The organism is Desulfosporomusa polytropa, assembly GCF_055380075.1.
Genome location: NZ_AP042400.1, coordinates 590,864 through 608,437, shown reverse-complemented (window position 1 = coordinate 608,437; position 17,574 = coordinate 590,864). Strand labels below are relative to the sequence as shown.

Genomic DNA, 17,574 nt, shown 5'->3' with positions numbered 1-17,574 from the left:
CCTTTCTACGCGATATAGTCTTTAATGCGGACGCTGGCGGGTGGTATATTGCCAACACACCACCCGCCTACAAATCATTCCGCGTTATATATTGCAAACATCTCATTAAAATTGACTTTTGTCACCAAATGTAATTCGGTAAATCAGCCTATGGACCGGAATACAAAATAAAACATTATAGACTAATGGTAGCACCATCTGTTCTTTCCATATGGGCATAACTCCGACTTTGTGCCCTAACAGAAAAAGCACTATCTGCATGAGTGCACCATTTAAAAATGTAGCTAAGATAATCGCCAAAACCGGCAATACTATACTTTCTTTAAATACTTTTCGTTCAGCTAAGCCAGCCACATAACCTATCGCCATCTTTGCTAACGTGTTTAACCCAAAAATATTGCCTGAAGCAAAATCCTGAAGTAAACCAGCAAAAAATCCGACTCCTATAGCCCGTTCTCGTCCGGTCAACAACCCACAAGCAACTACAATAATTAAAAGTATGTCCGGTTTAACCCCTTGCGTAAATATAAGTGGTAGTACTACGGCTTGAGCAGCAATAGTGAAAATAAGCAAACAGGCCCAGACAAGTGTCGTTTTCATCGTCCTGCCTCTTTCGGCTGAACAGGCTGCCCCGGCTGCGTAGTTTTTCCAATTGGCGTCTGCGTGAGAGCCTCTGGCAGAGGTTCTCGTGAACGCACAATAACCAACACTTCTTCTAGTCTATCAAAATCCACGGCCGGCTTCAAGACAGCATATTTTAACAATCCGCCTTCGTCATTAACAATATCGACGACATCGCCAACCAGCAAACCTTTAGGGAATATACCACCAAAACCTGATGTAATAATTTTATCACTCTTAATGATATCAGCATCACGGGCAATATTAACCATATGTGGGTTCTGAGGATTTATGCCACTACCTTCGACAATTCCAGCCACCCGCGACTCAGATCGCTGCACAAGACAACCAACAGCACTGCGCGGATCCAAAATTAGCTGTACTTTGGCAGAATTATTATAAACACTGACAACACTACCAACAAGTCCTTGTGTCGCCACTACCGTCATATCTTTGGTAAGCCCATCGGCAGCGCCTCTGTTGATCATAATAATGTTTGTCCAGGTTCCCGGATCACGGGCAATTACCTGAGCAGCAACAAAATCAAACTGCTGAGCCCCTCTCTTATAATCAAGCATAGCCCGCAGTCTCACATTCTCTGCCACAATCTCAGTCGTATTAACATTATTTTGGCGAAATTCCTCATTTTGAGCTTTTAGTGTCTGATTATCACGGTATACAGTCATAATATCACTGGTAAACGAGCCAGTATGGCGGATGCCATAACCGATTGTTCCTAATACATACTCAACTGGAGTTAACAGTGTAGCTACAACCCGTTCCATAAAAACAAATTGATACTTTCCTTTCGCAACAGTACTAGCAATCAAAAAGACGGTTAACACCGCCACTATGAGGATAACCGCCTTTTTGTGAATGAATCGCACTTTCTGGGCCCCTTCCTTACATTGATTAATTTTGGTAACTGATTACTCTAGTTGAGTTTTTTTGTAGTCATAAGTACCCGTTTCAACAAATCTATGCTTTCTAAAGCACCGCCCGTACCTGCCGCAACACAAGACAGAGCATCTTCTGCAATATGTACTGGCATTCCTGTTTCTTTGTTCAGCAATAGATCAAGTCCTCGTAGCAGCGACCCCCCCCCAGTCATAACAATACCCTTATCCATAATATCAGAGGCGAGTTCTGGCGGAGTTTTTTCCAGCGTTACTTTTACCGCTTCAATGATACTTGCGACCGGCTCACTGAGCGCCAACTGCACTTCACTTGCTTTAATTGTTAGTGTTTTCGGCAGCCCTGTTACCAAATCACGGCCACGCACGTCAAATTGCTCATCAACCTTCAATAAGATAGCAGCACCAATTGTAATTTTCACTTCTTCTGCCGTGCGTTCACCAATCATTAAATTATAAGTACGCTTAATATACTGAACAATAGCTTCATCCATCTCATCGCCACCAACACGGATGGAACGACTGGTAACAATACCACCTAACGATATAACAGCTACCTCAGTTGTACCGCCGCCAATATCCACAACCATATTACCTGTTGGTTCATGCACAGGCAAACCAGCACCAATGGCAGCCGCCATAGGTTCTTCAATTAAGTACGCCTCCCGGGCACCGGCCTGAATAGTCGCATCAATAACTGCCCTTTTTTCCACTTCAGTAACCCCGGAAGGCACACCAACAATGACGCGTGGTCTAATAAAGGATTTTGAATCCATAGCTTTTCTGATAAAATATTTAAGCATTGCCTGCGTTACATCAAAATCAGCAATAACCCCATCTTTAAGAGGCCTAATAGCCACAATATTTCCCGGTGTTCGACCAATCATTTGCTTGGCTTCCTCGCCAACAGCCAGCACCTCGCCGGTATCACGCTGGATAGCGACTACAGAAGGCTCTCTGAGAACAATGCCTCTGCCTTTTACATGTACTAATGTATTAGCCGTGCCGAGGTCTATACCCATGTCACGTGACAGTGAACCAAATAATTTGAACATAGACTTTAACCCCTTTCATTTAGAAACCCTATTATATTATTCCCTTTTCTTTAAAACTAACATACTTGCCATCACCGATTATTACATGGTCAAGTACCGAAATAGCAAGCAAATTCCCAGCCTCGACCAACTGCTTAGTCAGGCTAATATCTTCCTGACTTGGCATAGGATCACCACTAGGATGATTATGAACCAAAATAACAGCCGCAGCACTATAACTAATCGCTTCTCGAAACAACTCTCGCGGATGCACAATAGAGGCATTTAAGCTGCCAACAGAAATAATTGCCCGGGCAATAACATGATTCTTGGTCGATAAAAGCAGCGCCACAAAATGTTCTTTCGTTTGATACCGTAGCTCAGGCATCATTAAATCAGCAGCATCACGCGGACTTCTAATGATCGGACGCTCACCTGGGTCCTTTTGACTTAACCTACGCCCCAATTCAATACCCGCAATCACGGTAACAGCTTTCACTAAGCCAATACCGGTGTTTTTGCTTAATTCAGGTGGTGATACGCTCCCAAGGCCAGACAATTCATATTTGATTAAAAGTTGTTCGGCCAAACGATTAACTGGCAAGTTTTTCGTACCTGTCCGGAGAAGTATAGCTAGCAGCTCCGCATTACTTAACGCCTTAACACCCTTTTCCAGCATCTTTTCACGCGGCCTTTCGGTCTCAGGCAATTCCTTCATCATCAACTGCTTGTCCCTATTCATAGCAAGCCTACTCCTATTTGCTGAAGTAGTTCAGCAAGCCTTCCTAGCGGCAAACCCACCACATTGTTATAACAACCAGAAATATTCTCCACTAACAATGCGCCACGTCCCTGAATAGCATAAGCTCCAGCCTTGTCCATTGGTTCGCCAGTATCAACATACCGTTCTATCTGCGATTGTGACAGTGATCGGAATGTAACAGTAGTAGCGCTTGAGCCACTAACAAGCTTTTTTCCTTGAACCACTGCCACTCCGGAGATAACAGTATGCTCTCGTCCGGCAAGAACAGTCAGCATTTGAATCGCTTCCATACGGTCTTTCGGTTTACCAAATACTTGGCCATCTACCACTACAATAGTATCAGCACCAATAACAACCGCACTAGCAGAAACTCGCTTGCTAACAGCAACTGCTTTATCAATTGCCTGCGCTATAGCCAGTTCCTCAGGCAGCATATCTTTGGTATTATCTTCTTCAACTTCACTAACCATAATTTCAAAATCAAGACCAATTAGTTTTAAAAGCTGCTGGCGCCTCGGTGATGCTGACGCTAAGATTATTTTCATGCCCTACCCTCCTAAAAGCGCCGGAACAGCATAATAGCTGCTATAATTCCTAGTATGCTCATCAAATTTGGGTATAAAGCAAAGCCAATGACAACTTTTATTACATACAAATTAATTGCCACTGGCGGCAAATCAAATACGGGAAATGGTTTGATAAGATAAGGTGCAACCCCTGAGAGCAAGCTGGAGTTCGCAGCCAACTCGCCCAAAATACCACCAACTATTGCCCCGGTAATTAGAAATAAAACCATCATTCCCATACTTTTGCCGGCTGAACCGCTCCTATTACTGCCAGTTCTCACCTTATCCCCCCTTAGAATGAAAATAAATAATCCTTGCATTTTACAAGGACACTATTTATTTACCTAATTAGTTTTCTAATTTTTAACCCCATACTTTGTTAGTGCCTTAGCAAAACAGTAGTCAGCCGCCAAACCAGTAAATAAGCCAGTAGGTATCGCAAATATAAGCAAGTATGGTACATACCATAGAAGCCCTACGCTATGTACAAGTACGGCCGCCAAACTCACTTGGGTTATATTATGAACGGCTGCGCCTATTAAGCTAACACCAGCAAGCGAAAATACCCCTTGGTAATTATTACAGATATGCACCATAATAAAAATGCTTGCAAGCGCCCCCCCCATGCTCATAACAAACGCCGGCCCCAAAAGGGAGCCGCCAAATAAGGAGCCTAGGAAAACGCGAGCAATAGCAACATACACAGCATCCCGCCAACCTAGCATAAGGATTGCCAAAAGTGAAATAATATTGGCTAACCCTAGCTTTACACCAGGTACAGGCACAGGAATTGGCAACTGATTTTCCAGTACATGGAGAGCAGATGCCATCGCTACTAACAGTGCTAATACAACCAGGCGTTTTGTTTTAACCACAGCTACCTCACAATATCGTCAACATCAGCAGGATTATCAGACACAACTTTAATGACTACCCGATAAGGCAAACATACAATCTGCTGCGGTGCAGTACTTATCCAACCTGATTGTACACATATCTGGTCAGGGCAATCGGATTCCTTCATGCGCACACGCCCATCTTTATATTCAACAACATTAAAGCCGTTATGACCGTCAATTCTAAATTCTCCCACATAACCTTGTCGTAGTGGAAAAGTCTTAGTAATATGACCATCAACAGATATAATTACAGTTTGCGCTTGACTGCTCTGCTCTGATATATAATAGATATTTAGACCAATACCTACTAATGCAAGTGTTACTAGTACAACAACCAGCCATTTGTCAGCTTTTGTCAACATTAGCTTGCCACCCTGCTCATATTCTATTACATTTTACATTAAAATATAGGTTAATGCAAACAATAGCTAATTTAAATCTTGATAAAAAATTATAACAAAGGAGGAGGGCTTTTACCCTCCTCCTTTGCCGCTAAATACAATGTATTAAGCTACCGGATCTTCATTCCCAGGTACTACGCCAAGCACAGCTTGACGAATAGCTTTTGTCGAACATTTAGCCAAACAAACAGGATTATCGCATTTTTCCATACAGACTTTGGCATCAACAACAGCCAAATTCTTATCCATCTTAATGGCACCATGCGGACATTCCTTCATGCACAACGTGCAACCAATGCAAGCAGCGCTGCAAGCTTTTTTAGCCACCGCTCCTTTGTCGTGTGAGTTACAGTTAACACGGACAGACGCACCTATTGGCATCATTGCAATGACTTGTTTCGGGCATAGTGTTTCGCACTTACCACAACCGGTACATTTATCTGGATCAATAATTGGCAACCCGTCTTCACTCATCGTCATAGCACCAAAAGGACAACCTTTTACACAAGTACCTAAGCCTAAACAGCCGTATTTACAGCTCTTGTGACCCCCAAACAACAGATTGGCAGCAACGCAATCCTGAACACCATGGTATTCATTAGCTTTAACAGCTTTAGTATGGCTGCCAGCGCAACGAACTTGCGCAATCCTTGGCTCAACCTCGGCTGCTGCTTTACCAGTCAACTGACCGACTAATTTAGCCACCGGGTCTTTGCCAGGAATACATAAGTTAGGTGGTACATCAGGGTTAATTACCACAGCTTCAGCGTACGCCATACAACCAGCATAGCCACAGGCACCACATTGTCCTTTGGGCAACACATCTTCTACAACATGAATTAACGGATTAACCTCAATAGCCATTTTTTTATTGGCATAAGCCAGCACAAGTCCAAATATAATCCCCAGACTTGTCATAATCGCCAGTATTATCAACGAATGTTGGACAACTCCATGCATTTATTTCTCACACTCCTTTCTATTCAGCTTATAGCGGAATCATACCTGAAAATCCCAGGAAGGATAAGGCAAGCATGCCTGCCAGTATAAAAGCAATTCCAAGTCCTTGCAGAGTTTTAGGAACATCTGCATACTGAAGTTTTTCGCGCAAGCTAGCCATAAGAATAATCGCCAAGGCAAAGCCTACGCCTGAACCAAAAGCGTTAATAATACTTTTAAGAAAGTCAAAGTTAGCGCTTGCATTAATAAGTGGTACACCCAAAACAACACAGTTGGTAGCAATTAGCACTAGGTAAATGCCCCACATTTCATAAAGTGCTGGCGCGTACCGTTTAATCGCGATTTCCAAAAATTGTACGAAGCAGGCAATTAACACTACAAACACTACAATTTTTAAGAACACTAAGTCATAAGGAACAAGCACAAAATTGTACACGAGCCAGGCAAGAGCTGATGATACCGTAAGGATAGAGGCAACTGCCATACCCATACCGACAGAAGCACTTAAGCTCTTGGAAACTCCGAAGAAGATACACAGACCCAGAAAGCGCGTGAGTACAAAGTTATTAACAACTACCGCGCCCATAAACAGAGTAAAATATTCCATTATACAGCCTCACTCCTTTGCACGGTAAGCTGCGCTGCCGCTTTGGCTTTAGCCGCTTGCTTATCCTGATATTCGCCGATAACATTAAACATGCCGATCATCAGCCCGATTACCAGGAAAGCACCAGGCGCAAGAATTATAATCATAGGGCCGTCATATGACTGTGGAAATACTTGCCATGCCAGGGGCGTGCCACTCAGGATTGTACCGGTACCAAACAATTCACGGAAAGCACCAATAAACAGCATAGCCACGGCAAAGCCAGCACCCATACCCAGCCCATCAATAGCTGAAGCTATTACCCCATTCTTCATAGCGAACACTTCAGCACGAGCCAAGATGATGGCAAAGACTACCACTAACTCCAGATAAAGACCTAATTCTTTATAAACAGATGGGAAGTAGGCTTCCAAAATCAAAATAATGAGTGTAACTATAGTAGCAATGATCGTGATGAACACCGGTACGCGAACCTTAGGGTTAACGAAGTTTTTAACAAGCGATACAACCATGTTATTCGCAGTAATAACTACCATAACACAAATTCCCATACCGAGTGCATTAAATACTGTTGAAGTAACCGCCAGCGCTGGACAAAGACTTAACGCAAGGCGGAATATGGGGTTCATTTCAAAAATACCCTTTTTAAATATATCCCAATAATTCATATTCGCACACCTCACTTCTTCTGGGTAGCCGAATACGCGGCAACCGCTTCTACAGCTTCTTTTACGCCTTTCGTGACGGCCCGGGAGGTAATGGTTGCGCCAGTCAGCGCTTGAATATTTTTGTCTGTGGGAACTTTTACTACTTCCATATCCTTAGGAGATTTATTGGCAAACTGATCACGGAACTTAGGCAACACCATTTTATCGCCCAAACCCGGAGTCTCAGCATGCTTTAGCACCTTAAAATCCATTGCCTTACCATCGGTCGTCACCGCTGCCAGCATTTCAATATTACCGGCATATCCCTTACCATTAGCAGGTACTACATAAGCAATGATCTTGCCGCCTTTCATGCCAGCATACCAGCCTTCCTTACCATCAATAGCCTTGAAGCTTTCGGCATCTTTCACAAGTTCCCTCATAGCGTCATTTTTGGCTTTAACACGTTGTTCAGCTGCAGCCGGCTCGGTAATGGCGAACGCCGAGGCGATGATGATCCCTGAAATAAAACAAGTTATGGCTAAGTTCAACGTTATCTTAAAAACACTACTATTTTTGTCGTCATGTGCATCATGTGCCATGGTTATTACCTCCTTGCCCCAAATTTTGCAGGCTTAACCAAAAGGTCAATCAGCGGCGTTACACAGTTCATAAGCAAAATAGCATAGCAAACGCCTTCCGGATAGCCGCCTAATAAGCGGATTAACACAGTAAGCGCACCAGCACCAACCGCAAATATAATTTGACCCTTAACGGTAATGGGAATAGTGACCATATCAGTAGCCATGAAGAAGGCACCTAGAATAAGTCCACCTGACATCATATGCATAATTGGATCATGTCCGAAGGCGGCTGTTAAAATACCGACAGTCGCAATCATACATACCGGGATCTGCCATTTGATATACCCTCGATAGATTAAGAATAACCCGCCTAAAATCAAGAGCAAGGCTGAAGTCTCACCCATACTACCGCTGCGAGAGCCGAGAAAGAGCGACTGATACATTGTTACCTTGTCACCAAAAATTGCAACAAGACTTTCATACCCTTGCAATTTTAAGATACCTAGCGGCGTAGCCGAGGTAACTCCGTCAATTTTGCTTGCCATTTGCGGCCAAGTTGTCATCGCTACCGGCCAAGACGCTAAGAGGATTGCACGTCCCACAAGAGCTGGGTTGAAAATATTGTAGCCTAAGCCGCCCATCGTGTGCTTAGCAATGGCGATAGCCGCCACAGTACCAAATACGGGCATATACCAAGGCAATGTAGCAGGAATATTCATAGCCAGTAAAAGGCCAGTCAAAAAGGCACTGCCGTCATTAATCGTAATCGGCTTATTTTGCCATTTCTGAATAAGATATTCTGTTCCCATCGCAACAATGATACAGAGAATCATTGTTGTTAATGCAGGCATACCAAAACGATACACCGAGAAAAGAGCTGCAGGCGCTAATGCCAGATTAACCGCCCACATTATTTTGGCAATAGACTCGTCGCACCTGATGTGCGGCGATGCCGAAACTGTTAAGGTACCCACGTCAAGTTTTACTTCTGCGCTCATACCGCCCACCTCCTATTTCTTCTGCGCAGCCGCAGCTGCTGCGTTTTGCGCTTTAGACAATTTGATATAGTGAACAATATTGCGCTTTGCCGGACATACATATACACATGAACCGCACTCGACGCAATCAAGAAGATTATACTCTTCCTTCGCAACAGCAAATACATTGCGCTCACCAAGAATACTCAGCATGCTAGGAACAAGTCCCATGGGACAGGCCTCAACACAGCGACCACAACGAATACATGGCTGTTCAGGTCCGATATTAACATCGGCTGCACTCAGTGCCAGAATACCTGAAGTACCTTTTATTACAGGCACATCAAGAGTACGCTGCGCCATCCCCATCATCGGGCCACCCATAATAACTTTAACTGGTTGCTCTTTAAAGCCGCCGCACAGCGCTACAGCTTGAGCAAACGTTGATCCTACTCTTACCAGAATATTTTTTGGTTCAGCGATAGCACCACCAGTAACAGTCGCTACACGCTCAATAAGTGGAATACCTTTTTCTACAGCATCAGCTATGGCTACTACAGTACCTACGTTTTGTACAACAACACCAACATCCATTGGCAATCCACCAGAAGGTACTTCTCTATCTAACGTCACTTTGATTAATGTTTTTTCTGCGCCTTGTGGATATTTAGTTTTAAGAGGAACTACCTCGATACTAGAACCAGCGCAAGCTTTACGCATGACTTCTATAGAATCAGGTTTATTTTCTTCAATACCAACATAGCCTTTGCTTACACCAAGAATCTTCATTGCAATTTTCATACCAGTAACAATACGCTCGGTTTGCTCTAACATTACCCGGTGGTCAGCTGTCAGATAAGGTTCGCATTCAGCGCCATTGAGGATAAATGAATCAATAGGTTTTTCTGGAGGAGGCGACATTTTTACGTGTGTTGGGAAGGTAGCTCCCCCCATTCCCACTAGACCAGCCAAGCGAACGATTTCCTTAAGTTCTTTGACATCCAAGGGCTGCCAGTCACGGTTTAGCGGCAAACCTGAAATCCACTCATCCTGACCATCACTTTCGATGACAACTGCTTGACAGGTGCCAAATACAGGATGAGGATATTCAGCAATTTCCACCACTTTACCTGAGGTTGAAGCATGAATGGGACTGGCAACAAAGGCTTGCGCCTCAGCTATTACCTGTCCTTTTTTGACCAGATCCCCTACCTTAACTACAGGGGCGCAAGGCGCTCCTATATGCTGCCTGGTAGGAATGATGACTTTTTCCGGTATAGGCGCCACTTCTATTGGTTTAGCAGCCGTATACCGTTTGCGGTCGTCCGGATGAACTCCTCCGCGAAAGGTTTTTGCCATATTTTCACTCCTTTGTTTGGTGCGGTTTAATCGCCTATCTTAAGCTGTCCTATGATAAAATGCGAGTTATGACAGGCCGCATTTTATCATTAGTCCTAGCATTGCGATCAAAATACCTAATGTACATCAGGGACAAACCAAAAGCGGCAATCCCGCCGCCAACCTGGTACCACATTGAGTCTGCCGCCATTTGGGTAGTTGCTAGGTAAGTCCCAGCAAAAACTCCCGCAACAGCAGCTATAAGCGGTAACATATAAACAATAAAAGCAGCTTTTAGCATATTGACTTCTTTTACTTCAATAGCTACCAACTGACCTCTTTGAGCTCCCAATGGATTTAGTGCATCAACAACTATAGCTGTGTTTCCTGGGCAGCTGCCACAATTTTCACAATCACTATGGCGGCTAGCTTTTACTTTGGCCATTCCATCAAATACTTCCAAAACAATGCCTTCTTGCTGCTTTTTCAGATTTACACCCCCTTCTGGCAGAATATCTTCTTACTAAAACGGGATATATATTCGCTGTAAACGAATATTTACCTGCAATTTGATGCAAATTACTTTTTTCACTATAGTTGTCAAATGCTTTCCGTATATTTTAAAAATTCCCTGTATTTACAATACCAGATTTCGAAAAAAAATACTATAGTTTTTTGTGAAATTTTGTACAAAATTACATAGTTTATTAAAAAAAAGTCTCCCCAATACTAATTTGTAAACGTACGGAAGGTAGGCCTTGTTGAATTGTCATTCATTTTTCAATAAATAGTTGCTCCTCCTTTTCTTTGTTCAATACTGCTTTAATAACTTGCTCCTCCGGAATCATGACCTTGTCTGGCAACTTTATCTGCAGCGCCACCAGAAGCTCAGCCCCAGGTTTAAAGTAAAAACGCCGATTCTCTATTTTCCCCCGTAAATCCGAAACTGTATACGCCAGTGTCCATACATCCTGTTCATCAAGCGCCGAATTAAAACGGTATGTTCGCCGAAATTTGATAATGCCCATCAATTGTGGCTTATAGCGATAAATACCAAAAATATCGTGATAAGGGACCTCATGAATTATCGTACCTAGCAGGCCACGTTTCGTCAGTCGAAGCACCTGTTCATCCATTGTGTAGGTATATCGAGCTGACATGCGTTCAATCAGAACAACTAGTACCAAAGCCTCTGCCATTAATTCTAAAGGTTGAAATAAGGCAAGAACAAACCATTTGTAAAGTGAAAAAATGACAAAAATCACAAAAGTTGCTACAGAAATTGACATAATAATAGTGTGTTTCTTACTGATCTCAGACTGTACTACCAATTTGTCCAAATTAGTGAATCCTCCATCATACTCATGGTTTCCCTTAGATTATTGCATAAAAGCGGCAACCTTCTTTTATGTTACTATATATGTCTATATTCTCTTTGCAGTTGCTTATTTCCTGTGCATCCATTATAAAATCCGCTAAGTACTTAATGGAAACTAAACTGACCATTCCCGCTTTTAAGACAAAAATATAAGGCGAAGGAAAAGTAAGCGTACTATCCCTCGCCTTGTTTATTCAGATTCATGATTATAATGGTTTGTTATTCTTCGTCTTCATATTCTTCTTCGTCGTCTTCCGCTTCTATTGGTGCAGGAAATGCGGCGTGCAAGGCTTTTGTAGCCACAATGAAGACACCGATAACAGCGAACATAGTAGGCAGTGCGACTGTCATCAATGTTACTGCTTTAGAAAATGCACTTTCCATTATTATCTTCCTCCCCCTATTTCGCCAGCGCTGGAATCAGGGCAAGTACCAACCCGCCAGCCACAACAGAAGCGACCTGTCCGGCTACATTTACCCCAATAGCATGCTGAATAATGAAGTTGGTGGGGTCTTCTTTGAGGGCCATCTTGGCAATTACACGGCCTGACATTGGGAAAGCCGAAATACCGCAAGCACCAATCATTGGATTTATTTTAGTTGAACTGAACATATTTAAGAGCTTAGCAAACAGTACGCCACCAGCAGTATCAAATATGAAGGCTACCGCACCAAGTGCCATAATGAGAAAAACTTCAAAAGTAAGGAAGCGTTCAGCAGACATAGTGCCGCCGATGGTGATACCCAGCACTAGGGTAATTAAATTAGCAAGTTCATTCTGCGCAGCATTTGAAAGATTTTCAACAACGCCGCTTTCTTTCAAAAGATTACCAAACATCAGGCTACCAATAAGAGCAACAGAGATGGGAGCAACAATACCAGCAATAACCGTAATCATGATTGGGAACAGGAATTTGGTGGTTTGAGAAACAGGTTCTTCCCCTTCAAAACCCATTTTTATCTTGCGTTCACTTTCAGTAGTCAGGGCCTTAATTACAGGCGGCTGAATTACTGGTACTAACGACATATAAGAATACGCAGCAACCGATAGTGGCCCTAACAGTTCTTGAGCAAAACGACTAGCTACATAAATCGTAGTAGGACCGTCAGCAGCGCCAATGATACCGATAGAGGCAGCATGTTCAAAAGAAAAACCTACCAGTGTTGCACCAATGGCAGTAGCAAAAATGCCAAACTGAGCAGCAGCAGCAAACAACATTACCGATGGCCGGCGAATCAGCGGGGTAAAGTCACACATAGCACCAATAGCAACAAAAATAAGTACAGGAAACAACTCGTTAGCAATACCCGCGTTGTAAAGCACAATGAGGAAGCCTTCCTCTCCCGGAACAGTTGAGACCGCGGAGGAGTGTGGAATGTTGGCCAGGACTGCGCCAAAGCCGATAGGGAGAAGAAGTGACGGTTCATAGTCATGTTTTACTGCAAGGTAGATGAGTAATGCACCGACAGCCCACATGACTACATGCTTCCAGGAAAGGCCAATGAAACCCATGAGCAGTTCGTCGAGCCAAGGATACTGCTGAATCAATACTTCCATGTGTGTTTATACCTCCTAGCCTATATTAGTAATAAACATTGGATAATTAAATATCTGGAATTAATGCGGCGTCAATTTTGCCGCACTAATTCCAGCTTGGTGGAATTAACCAATAACTGCCATGACTTCACCAGGTTTAACACTTTGACCAGCGGTTACGTTGATGGACTTAACAGTACCATCAGCTGGAGAACCAATTTCATTTTGCATTTTCATAGCCTCAAGAATAAGGATGATCTCACCTTTTTTCACATTTTGCCCAACACTAGCAACTATCTTAGTCACTTTTCCTGGCATTGGAGCATTTACAGGAGTATCACCAGCGGAAACCTGAACCGGAGCAGTGGCAGGTGCGGCAGTAGCGGCTTTAGGAGCCGGAACTGCGGCAGATACAGCAACTGGAGTTACCGGACGTGGTTGGGCGGCAATAGCACCGCCTACTTCTTCTACTTCTACCTCATAGGTATTGCCATTAACTGTTACATTAAATTTTTTCATTCTATCAGACCCTCCATTCATTGATGGTATTCATATTTAACTCAGGCAAACTGGCGGCTATCCATAATCTTTTGCCGTCCAACATTTGCCCACTGGTTGCTAGTGCGAGAAATTTTAACAGCTAGGTTACCTGTCCCCATCATCGCATAGATACTGGCCGTAATAACGGCAACGATTTCAGGACTAATGCCCTCAGCCTCTACCGCCATGGAAGCTGCAGCTGAAGTTTCGATTGTTGCTTCAACTGGCCTTTTCTTTTTTTTCTTAGCCTTAGGCGGCTCAGGCTTACCAAATACTGAGTCAAAAAAGCCCACGTTAACTATCCCCTTTCTTGCCATCCCGAAAGTGTAAGCGAGAGAATTACAACGGAATATTGCCGTGTTTTTTGGCTGGTCGCTGTTCGCGCTTACTAGCCAGCATGTTGAGGGCGGTAATAATCCGCGGCCGGGTTTCTTTGGGTTCGATAACTTGGTCAACGAAACCTCGTTCTGCCGCTTTATATGGGGTTGCAAAGTCTTCCACATATTTTGCCGTTTTTTCTGCTGCGTCAGCATCATTACGGAAGATAATATTAGCAGCGCCCGCTGGTCCCATAACAGCAATTTCGGCACTCGGCCACGCCAAAACCTGATCGGCTCCGAGGTCCTGAGAGCACATAGCCAGATAAGCACCACCATACGCTTTACGGGTAATGACAGTAACCTTGGGAACAGTGGCTTCACAATAAGCATACAGCATTTTAGCGCCATGACGAATAATGCCGCCATACTCTTGGTCAGTGCCTGGCAGGAAGCCAGGAACATCAACAATATTAACTACCGGCAGGTTAAAAGCATCACAAAAACGAATAAACCGTGCAGCCTTATCAGACGCATTAATATCAAGGCAGCCAGCCATAACATTAGGCTGATTAGCAATAATGCCTACAGGCTGTCCGTCAAAACGAACAAAGCAAGTGATGATATTTTGCGCGTAGTGGGCATGCACTTCATAGAATTCGCCATTGTCAACAATGGACTTAATGACATCTTTCATGTTGTATGGTTGATTCGGATTGTCTGGCAAAAGGGTGTTAAGACCGTCATCCATCCGGTTGGCATCATCGCCAGTTTCGACAATTGGTGCCTCATCTAAATTATTACTTGGCAAAAAGCTTAAAAGATAACGAACTTGCTGCACGCAATCGTCATCATTTTCAGTTGCAAAATGAGCCACACCAGAAGTTGCGTTATGGGTCAGAGCACCGCCTAACTGCTCAGCAGTTACTTCTTCAGCGGTAACAGACTTAATAACCTGTGGGCCAGTAATAAACATTTGACTGGTATTCTTCACCATGTAGATAAAGTCGGTAATCGCCGGAGAATACACTGCGCCACCAGCACAGGGTCCCATGATTACTGAAATTTGGGGAATAACACCCGAAGCTGCAGTATTCTGATAGAATATCTTTCCATAACCAGATAAAGCATCTATGGCTTCTTGAATCCGTGCGCCGCCTGAATCGTTAATACCAATTAAAGGAGCACCCATTTTAAGAGCCAGTTTTTGTACTTTTACAATTTTGTTGGCATGCATTTCGCCTAAGGAACCACCAATTACCGTAAAGTCTTGCGCATATACATATACCAAGCGACCTTCAATCGTGCCATAACCTGTTACTACGCCTTCACCTGGAGATTCTACATTCTCCATACCAAAGTTAGTGCAACGATGACAAACAAATTGATCCAGTTCAACAAAAGTACCAGCGTCCAACAGTTTTTCAACACGTTCCCGGGCCGTTAACTTACCACTGGCATGTTGTTTCTCAATACGCTTTTGGCCGCCGCCTACTTTAACCTTTTCCTGGCGTTTTTTTAGATCGTCAATTTTTTCCTGGATTGTAGCCATTTAGAAAAACACCTCCATTACTTGGGAACTATTTACGTTCAGACAGTTCTAATAGAATCCCGCCAGTAGCCTTCGGATGAACAAATGCAATACTGGCACCGCCAGCGCCATAGCGCGGGGTTTCGTCGATTAGTCGAACGCCTTGTTCTTTAAGATCAGCAAGCGCAGCCTCGATGTTGTCAACACGAAGAGCAAGATGTTGCATGCCCTCGCCATTCTTTTCAATGAATTTAGCAACTGGTCCATCAGGAGAAGTTGATTCCAACAGCTCAACTTCACTGTCGCCACAAGGAATAAAGCAAACTTTCACTTTCTGCTGTTCAATAACTTCTTCGCCCATCGCCGTCATACCAAGCACGTCAGTGTAAAACTTCTTGGCTTGTTCCATATCTTTTACCGCAATCCCGATATGGTCAACTTTGAGAACTTGGAATTTGCGAGCATTAACACCGCAATTACAATCTTGGCACATATTCCTACCTCCTGTTACAAATTCGATTGATCAAGCCAATCTTTATATATGATACCATATTTTAATATCTGGTACTATAAATTCCCATTATTTTTTTATTTTATTAACGCAATACTTGGCGCAACAAATTAGCAACAACACTATATGGATCCCTTTCCCGTCTTTCAACAGCTGCCACTACAGCAGTAAACTCACCACTGCTTGTAATGTTTTTAAGTATGTACCTGCCAATTTGTTCGTCAAGTAACGCCATCAACTCATTTTGGGTTCGTTTTATGCGCCGCATAGATAGTTGATTCGATTTCTGCAAATAGCTGATATGTTCTTCCACAGCAACAAGCAGTTCAGTAAGGCCTTCGCCCAGACTTGCGACTGTTCGTTTGACTGGCGGCCGCCAGTCAACCCTGGTTTGATTCAATTCAAGCATCATCTCAATCTCAGTGTTTAACCGTTCGACGCCTTCCCTGTCTGCTTTATTGATGGCAAATATATCGGCAATTTCCAAGATACCGGCCTTAATGGCCTGGATGTCATCGCCAAGACCAGGCACTAATACAACAATCGTAGTATCGGCTGCTTTGATAACATCAACTTCAGATTGTCCAACGCCTACTGTTTCAATAAATACAATATCTTTACCAGCTGCATCCATTATTTTGACTGCCTCGGCTGTCTTTCGGGACAGACCACCTAGACTACCTCTTGTGCCCATACTCCGAATGAAAACCCCTTCATCTAAAGTAAGTTCATTCATACGAATACGGTCACCTAAAATAGCACCGCCGGAAAAAGGGCTAGTTGGATCCACAGCAATTATCCCCACAGTCTTGCCTTGACGACGATATTCTTTGGTCAACTTATCAGTAAGGGTGCTTTTGCCAGCGCCTGGAGGACCAGTAATACCAATAACATGCGCTCTTCCCGTGTGAGGATAGAGCTGTTGCATAATTTCGGCCGCTTCATCATATTCATTTTCTACAGCTGTGATAGCGCGGGCCAGGGCCCGTTTGGACCCGGCCAGCACTTGTTCAACAATATTCATCCTTATCACCCGCCTGTACCTGCAAACTGCTACTATTTTACGTTAGTTTGGATGAACTCAATAATAGCACTCGTCGTAGTGCCAGGCGTAAATACTTCAGCTACACCAGCTGCTTTAAGACCAGGAATATCGGTATCAGGAATAACACCGCCACCAACAATGAGTACATCACTCATATCTTTTTGCCTGCATAATTCAACAATGCGTGGGAAAAGGTGGTTATGTGCACCAGATAGCAGACTTAAAGCAATAACAGCTACATCCTCTTGCAAGGCTGCTTCGACAATTTGCTCTGGTGTCTGCCTAAGACCAGTATAAATTACTTCAAAGCCGGCATCGCGGAGAGCGCGTGCTACAACTTTTGCGCCGCGGTCATGACCGTCCAGACCAGGTTTTGCAACCAATACTCTAATACGTTTTTCCAT

24 protein-coding genes are annotated in these 17,574 nt (G+C 43.6%); all 24 read right to left on the bottom strand.

Features of this window, described 5'->3' with window-relative positions:
- Positions 1-105: 105 nt before the first annotated feature.
- Complete coding sequence (gene mreD, locus ACZ449_RS04455) at positions 106-600, bottom strand: rod shape-determining protein MreD (protein WP_464259862.1); 495 nt, start codon at positions 598-600, stop codon at positions 106-108.
- The gene (gene mreC / locus ACZ449_RS04450; RefSeq protein WP_464259861.1) at positions 597-1,508 is read right to left on the bottom strand and encodes a rod shape-determining protein MreC; all 912 of its coding nucleotides are present in this window, start codon (positions 1,506-1,508) and stop codon (positions 597-599) included. Before mreC ends, mreD begins: the two co-directional genes overlap by 4 nt.
- Positions 1,509-1,555: 47 nt before the next feature.
- Positions 1,556-2,590: a rod shape-determining protein gene (locus ACZ449_RS04445; RefSeq protein WP_464259860.1), complete on the bottom strand. Its 1,035-nt coding sequence runs from the start codon at positions 2,588-2,590 to the stop codon at positions 1,556-1,558.
- 31 nt (positions 2,591-2,621) lie between these two features.
- Entirely contained in the window at positions 2,622-3,311 is a 690-nt protein-coding gene (gene radC, locus ACZ449_RS04440; protein WP_464259859.1) for a RadC family protein, read from the bottom strand.
- Complete coding sequence (locus tag ACZ449_RS04435) at positions 3,308-3,877, bottom strand: Maf family protein (protein WP_464259858.1); 570 nt, start codon at positions 3,875-3,877, stop codon at positions 3,308-3,310. Before ACZ449_RS04435 ends, radC begins: the two co-directional genes overlap by 4 nt.
- An 11-nt stretch (positions 3,878-3,888) precedes the next feature.
- On the bottom strand, positions 3,889-4,179 hold the full coding sequence (locus ACZ449_RS04430) for a DUF4321 domain-containing protein (protein WP_464259857.1): 291 nt from the start codon (positions 4,177-4,179) through the stop codon (positions 3,889-3,891).
- Between the two features lie 75 nt (positions 4,180-4,254).
- Complete coding sequence (locus tag ACZ449_RS04425; RefSeq protein ID WP_464259856.1) at positions 4,255-4,773, bottom strand: Gx transporter family protein; 519 nt, start codon at positions 4,771-4,773, stop codon at positions 4,255-4,257.
- Between the two features lie 2 nt (positions 4,774-4,775).
- Positions 4,776-5,159: a NusG domain II-containing protein gene (locus tag ACZ449_RS04420; RefSeq protein WP_464259855.1), complete on the bottom strand. Its 384-nt coding sequence runs from the start codon at positions 5,157-5,159 to the stop codon at positions 4,776-4,778.
- Positions 5,160-5,303: 144 nt separating this feature from the next.
- Positions 5,304-6,158, bottom strand: a complete 855-nt coding sequence (rnfB, locus tag ACZ449_RS04415; protein WP_464259854.1) for an RnfABCDGE type electron transport complex subunit B — start codon at positions 6,156-6,158, stop codon at positions 5,304-5,306.
- Positions 6,159-6,186: 28 nt separating this feature from the next.
- Positions 6,187-6,765, bottom strand: a complete 579-nt coding sequence (locus ACZ449_RS04410; protein WP_464259853.1) for an electron transport complex protein RnfA — start codon at positions 6,763-6,765, stop codon at positions 6,187-6,189.
- Positions 6,765-7,433 (bottom strand): electron transport complex subunit RsxE, encoded by a 669-nt coding sequence (rsxE, locus tag ACZ449_RS04405; RefSeq protein WP_464259852.1) that lies wholly within the window; start codon positions 7,431-7,433, stop codon positions 6,765-6,767. The genes ACZ449_RS04410 and rsxE overlap by 1 nt, the downstream gene beginning before the upstream one ends.
- 11 nt (positions 7,434-7,444) lie before the next feature.
- On the bottom strand, positions 7,445-8,014 hold the full coding sequence (locus ACZ449_RS04400) for an RnfABCDGE type electron transport complex subunit G (protein WP_464259851.1): 570 nt from the start codon (positions 8,012-8,014) through the stop codon (positions 7,445-7,447).
- Between the two features lie 5 nt (positions 8,015-8,019).
- The gene (locus ACZ449_RS04395; RefSeq protein WP_464259850.1) at positions 8,020-8,994 is read right to left on the bottom strand and encodes an RnfABCDGE type electron transport complex subunit D; all 975 of its coding nucleotides are present in this window, start codon (positions 8,992-8,994) and stop codon (positions 8,020-8,022) included.
- A 12-nt stretch (positions 8,995-9,006) separates the two neighbouring features.
- Positions 9,007-10,332 carry an electron transport complex subunit RsxC gene (rsxC, locus tag ACZ449_RS04390; protein WP_464259849.1) on the bottom strand — a complete coding sequence of 442 codons (1,326 nt, stop codon included), beginning with the start codon at positions 10,330-10,332 and terminating at the stop codon, positions 9,007-9,009.
- 49 nt (positions 10,333-10,381) lie between these two features.
- Complete coding sequence (locus ACZ449_RS04385; protein WP_464259848.1) at positions 10,382-10,774, bottom strand: SoxR reducing system RseC family protein; 393 nt, start codon at positions 10,772-10,774, stop codon at positions 10,382-10,384.
- 310 nt (positions 10,775-11,084) lie between these two features.
- Positions 11,085-11,651 carry a hypothetical protein gene (locus tag ACZ449_RS04380; protein ID WP_464259847.1) on the bottom strand — a complete coding sequence of 189 codons (567 nt, stop codon included), beginning with the start codon at positions 11,649-11,651 and terminating at the stop codon, positions 11,085-11,087.
- Between the two features lie 257 nt (positions 11,652-11,908).
- Positions 11,909-12,073, bottom strand: a complete 165-nt coding sequence (locus tag ACZ449_RS04375) for a hypothetical protein (protein ID WP_464259846.1) — start codon at positions 12,071-12,073, stop codon at positions 11,909-11,911.
- A gap of 16 nt (positions 12,074-12,089) precedes the next feature.
- Positions 12,090-13,247, bottom strand: coding sequence for a sodium ion-translocating decarboxylase subunit beta (locus ACZ449_RS04370; RefSeq protein WP_464259845.1), 1,158 nt, complete (start codon positions 13,245-13,247; stop codon positions 12,090-12,092).
- Positions 13,248-13,352: 105 nt separating this feature from the next.
- Entirely contained in the window at positions 13,353-13,745 is a 393-nt protein-coding gene (locus ACZ449_RS04365; protein ID WP_464259844.1) for a biotin/lipoyl-containing protein, read from the bottom strand.
- Positions 13,746-13,786: 41 nt separating this feature from the next.
- A complete protein-coding gene (locus ACZ449_RS04360) occupies positions 13,787-14,059 on the bottom strand; it encodes a hypothetical protein (protein WP_464259843.1) in 273 nt (90 codons plus the stop codon).
- A 46-nt stretch (positions 14,060-14,105) separates the two neighbouring features.
- Positions 14,106-15,635, bottom strand: coding sequence for a methylmalonyl-CoA decarboxylase subunit alpha (gene mmdA / locus ACZ449_RS04355; RefSeq protein ID WP_464259842.1), 1,530 nt, complete (start codon positions 15,633-15,635; stop codon positions 14,106-14,108).
- Positions 15,636-15,663: 28 nt separating this feature from the next.
- Positions 15,664-16,107: a methylmalonyl-CoA epimerase gene (gene mce / locus ACZ449_RS04350; RefSeq protein ID WP_464259841.1), complete on the bottom strand. Its 444-nt coding sequence runs from the start codon at positions 16,105-16,107 to the stop codon at positions 15,664-15,666.
- Between the two features lie 103 nt (positions 16,108-16,210).
- Positions 16,211-17,149 (bottom strand): methylmalonyl Co-A mutase-associated GTPase MeaB, encoded by a 939-nt coding sequence (meaB, locus tag ACZ449_RS04345; protein WP_464259840.1) that lies wholly within the window; start codon positions 17,147-17,149, stop codon positions 16,211-16,213.
- A 32-nt stretch (positions 17,150-17,181) separates the two neighbouring features.
- The gene (locus ACZ449_RS04340; RefSeq protein WP_464259839.1) at positions 17,182-17,574 is read right to left on the bottom strand and encodes a cobalamin B12-binding domain-containing protein; all 393 of its coding nucleotides are present in this window, start codon (positions 17,572-17,574) and stop codon (positions 17,182-17,184) included.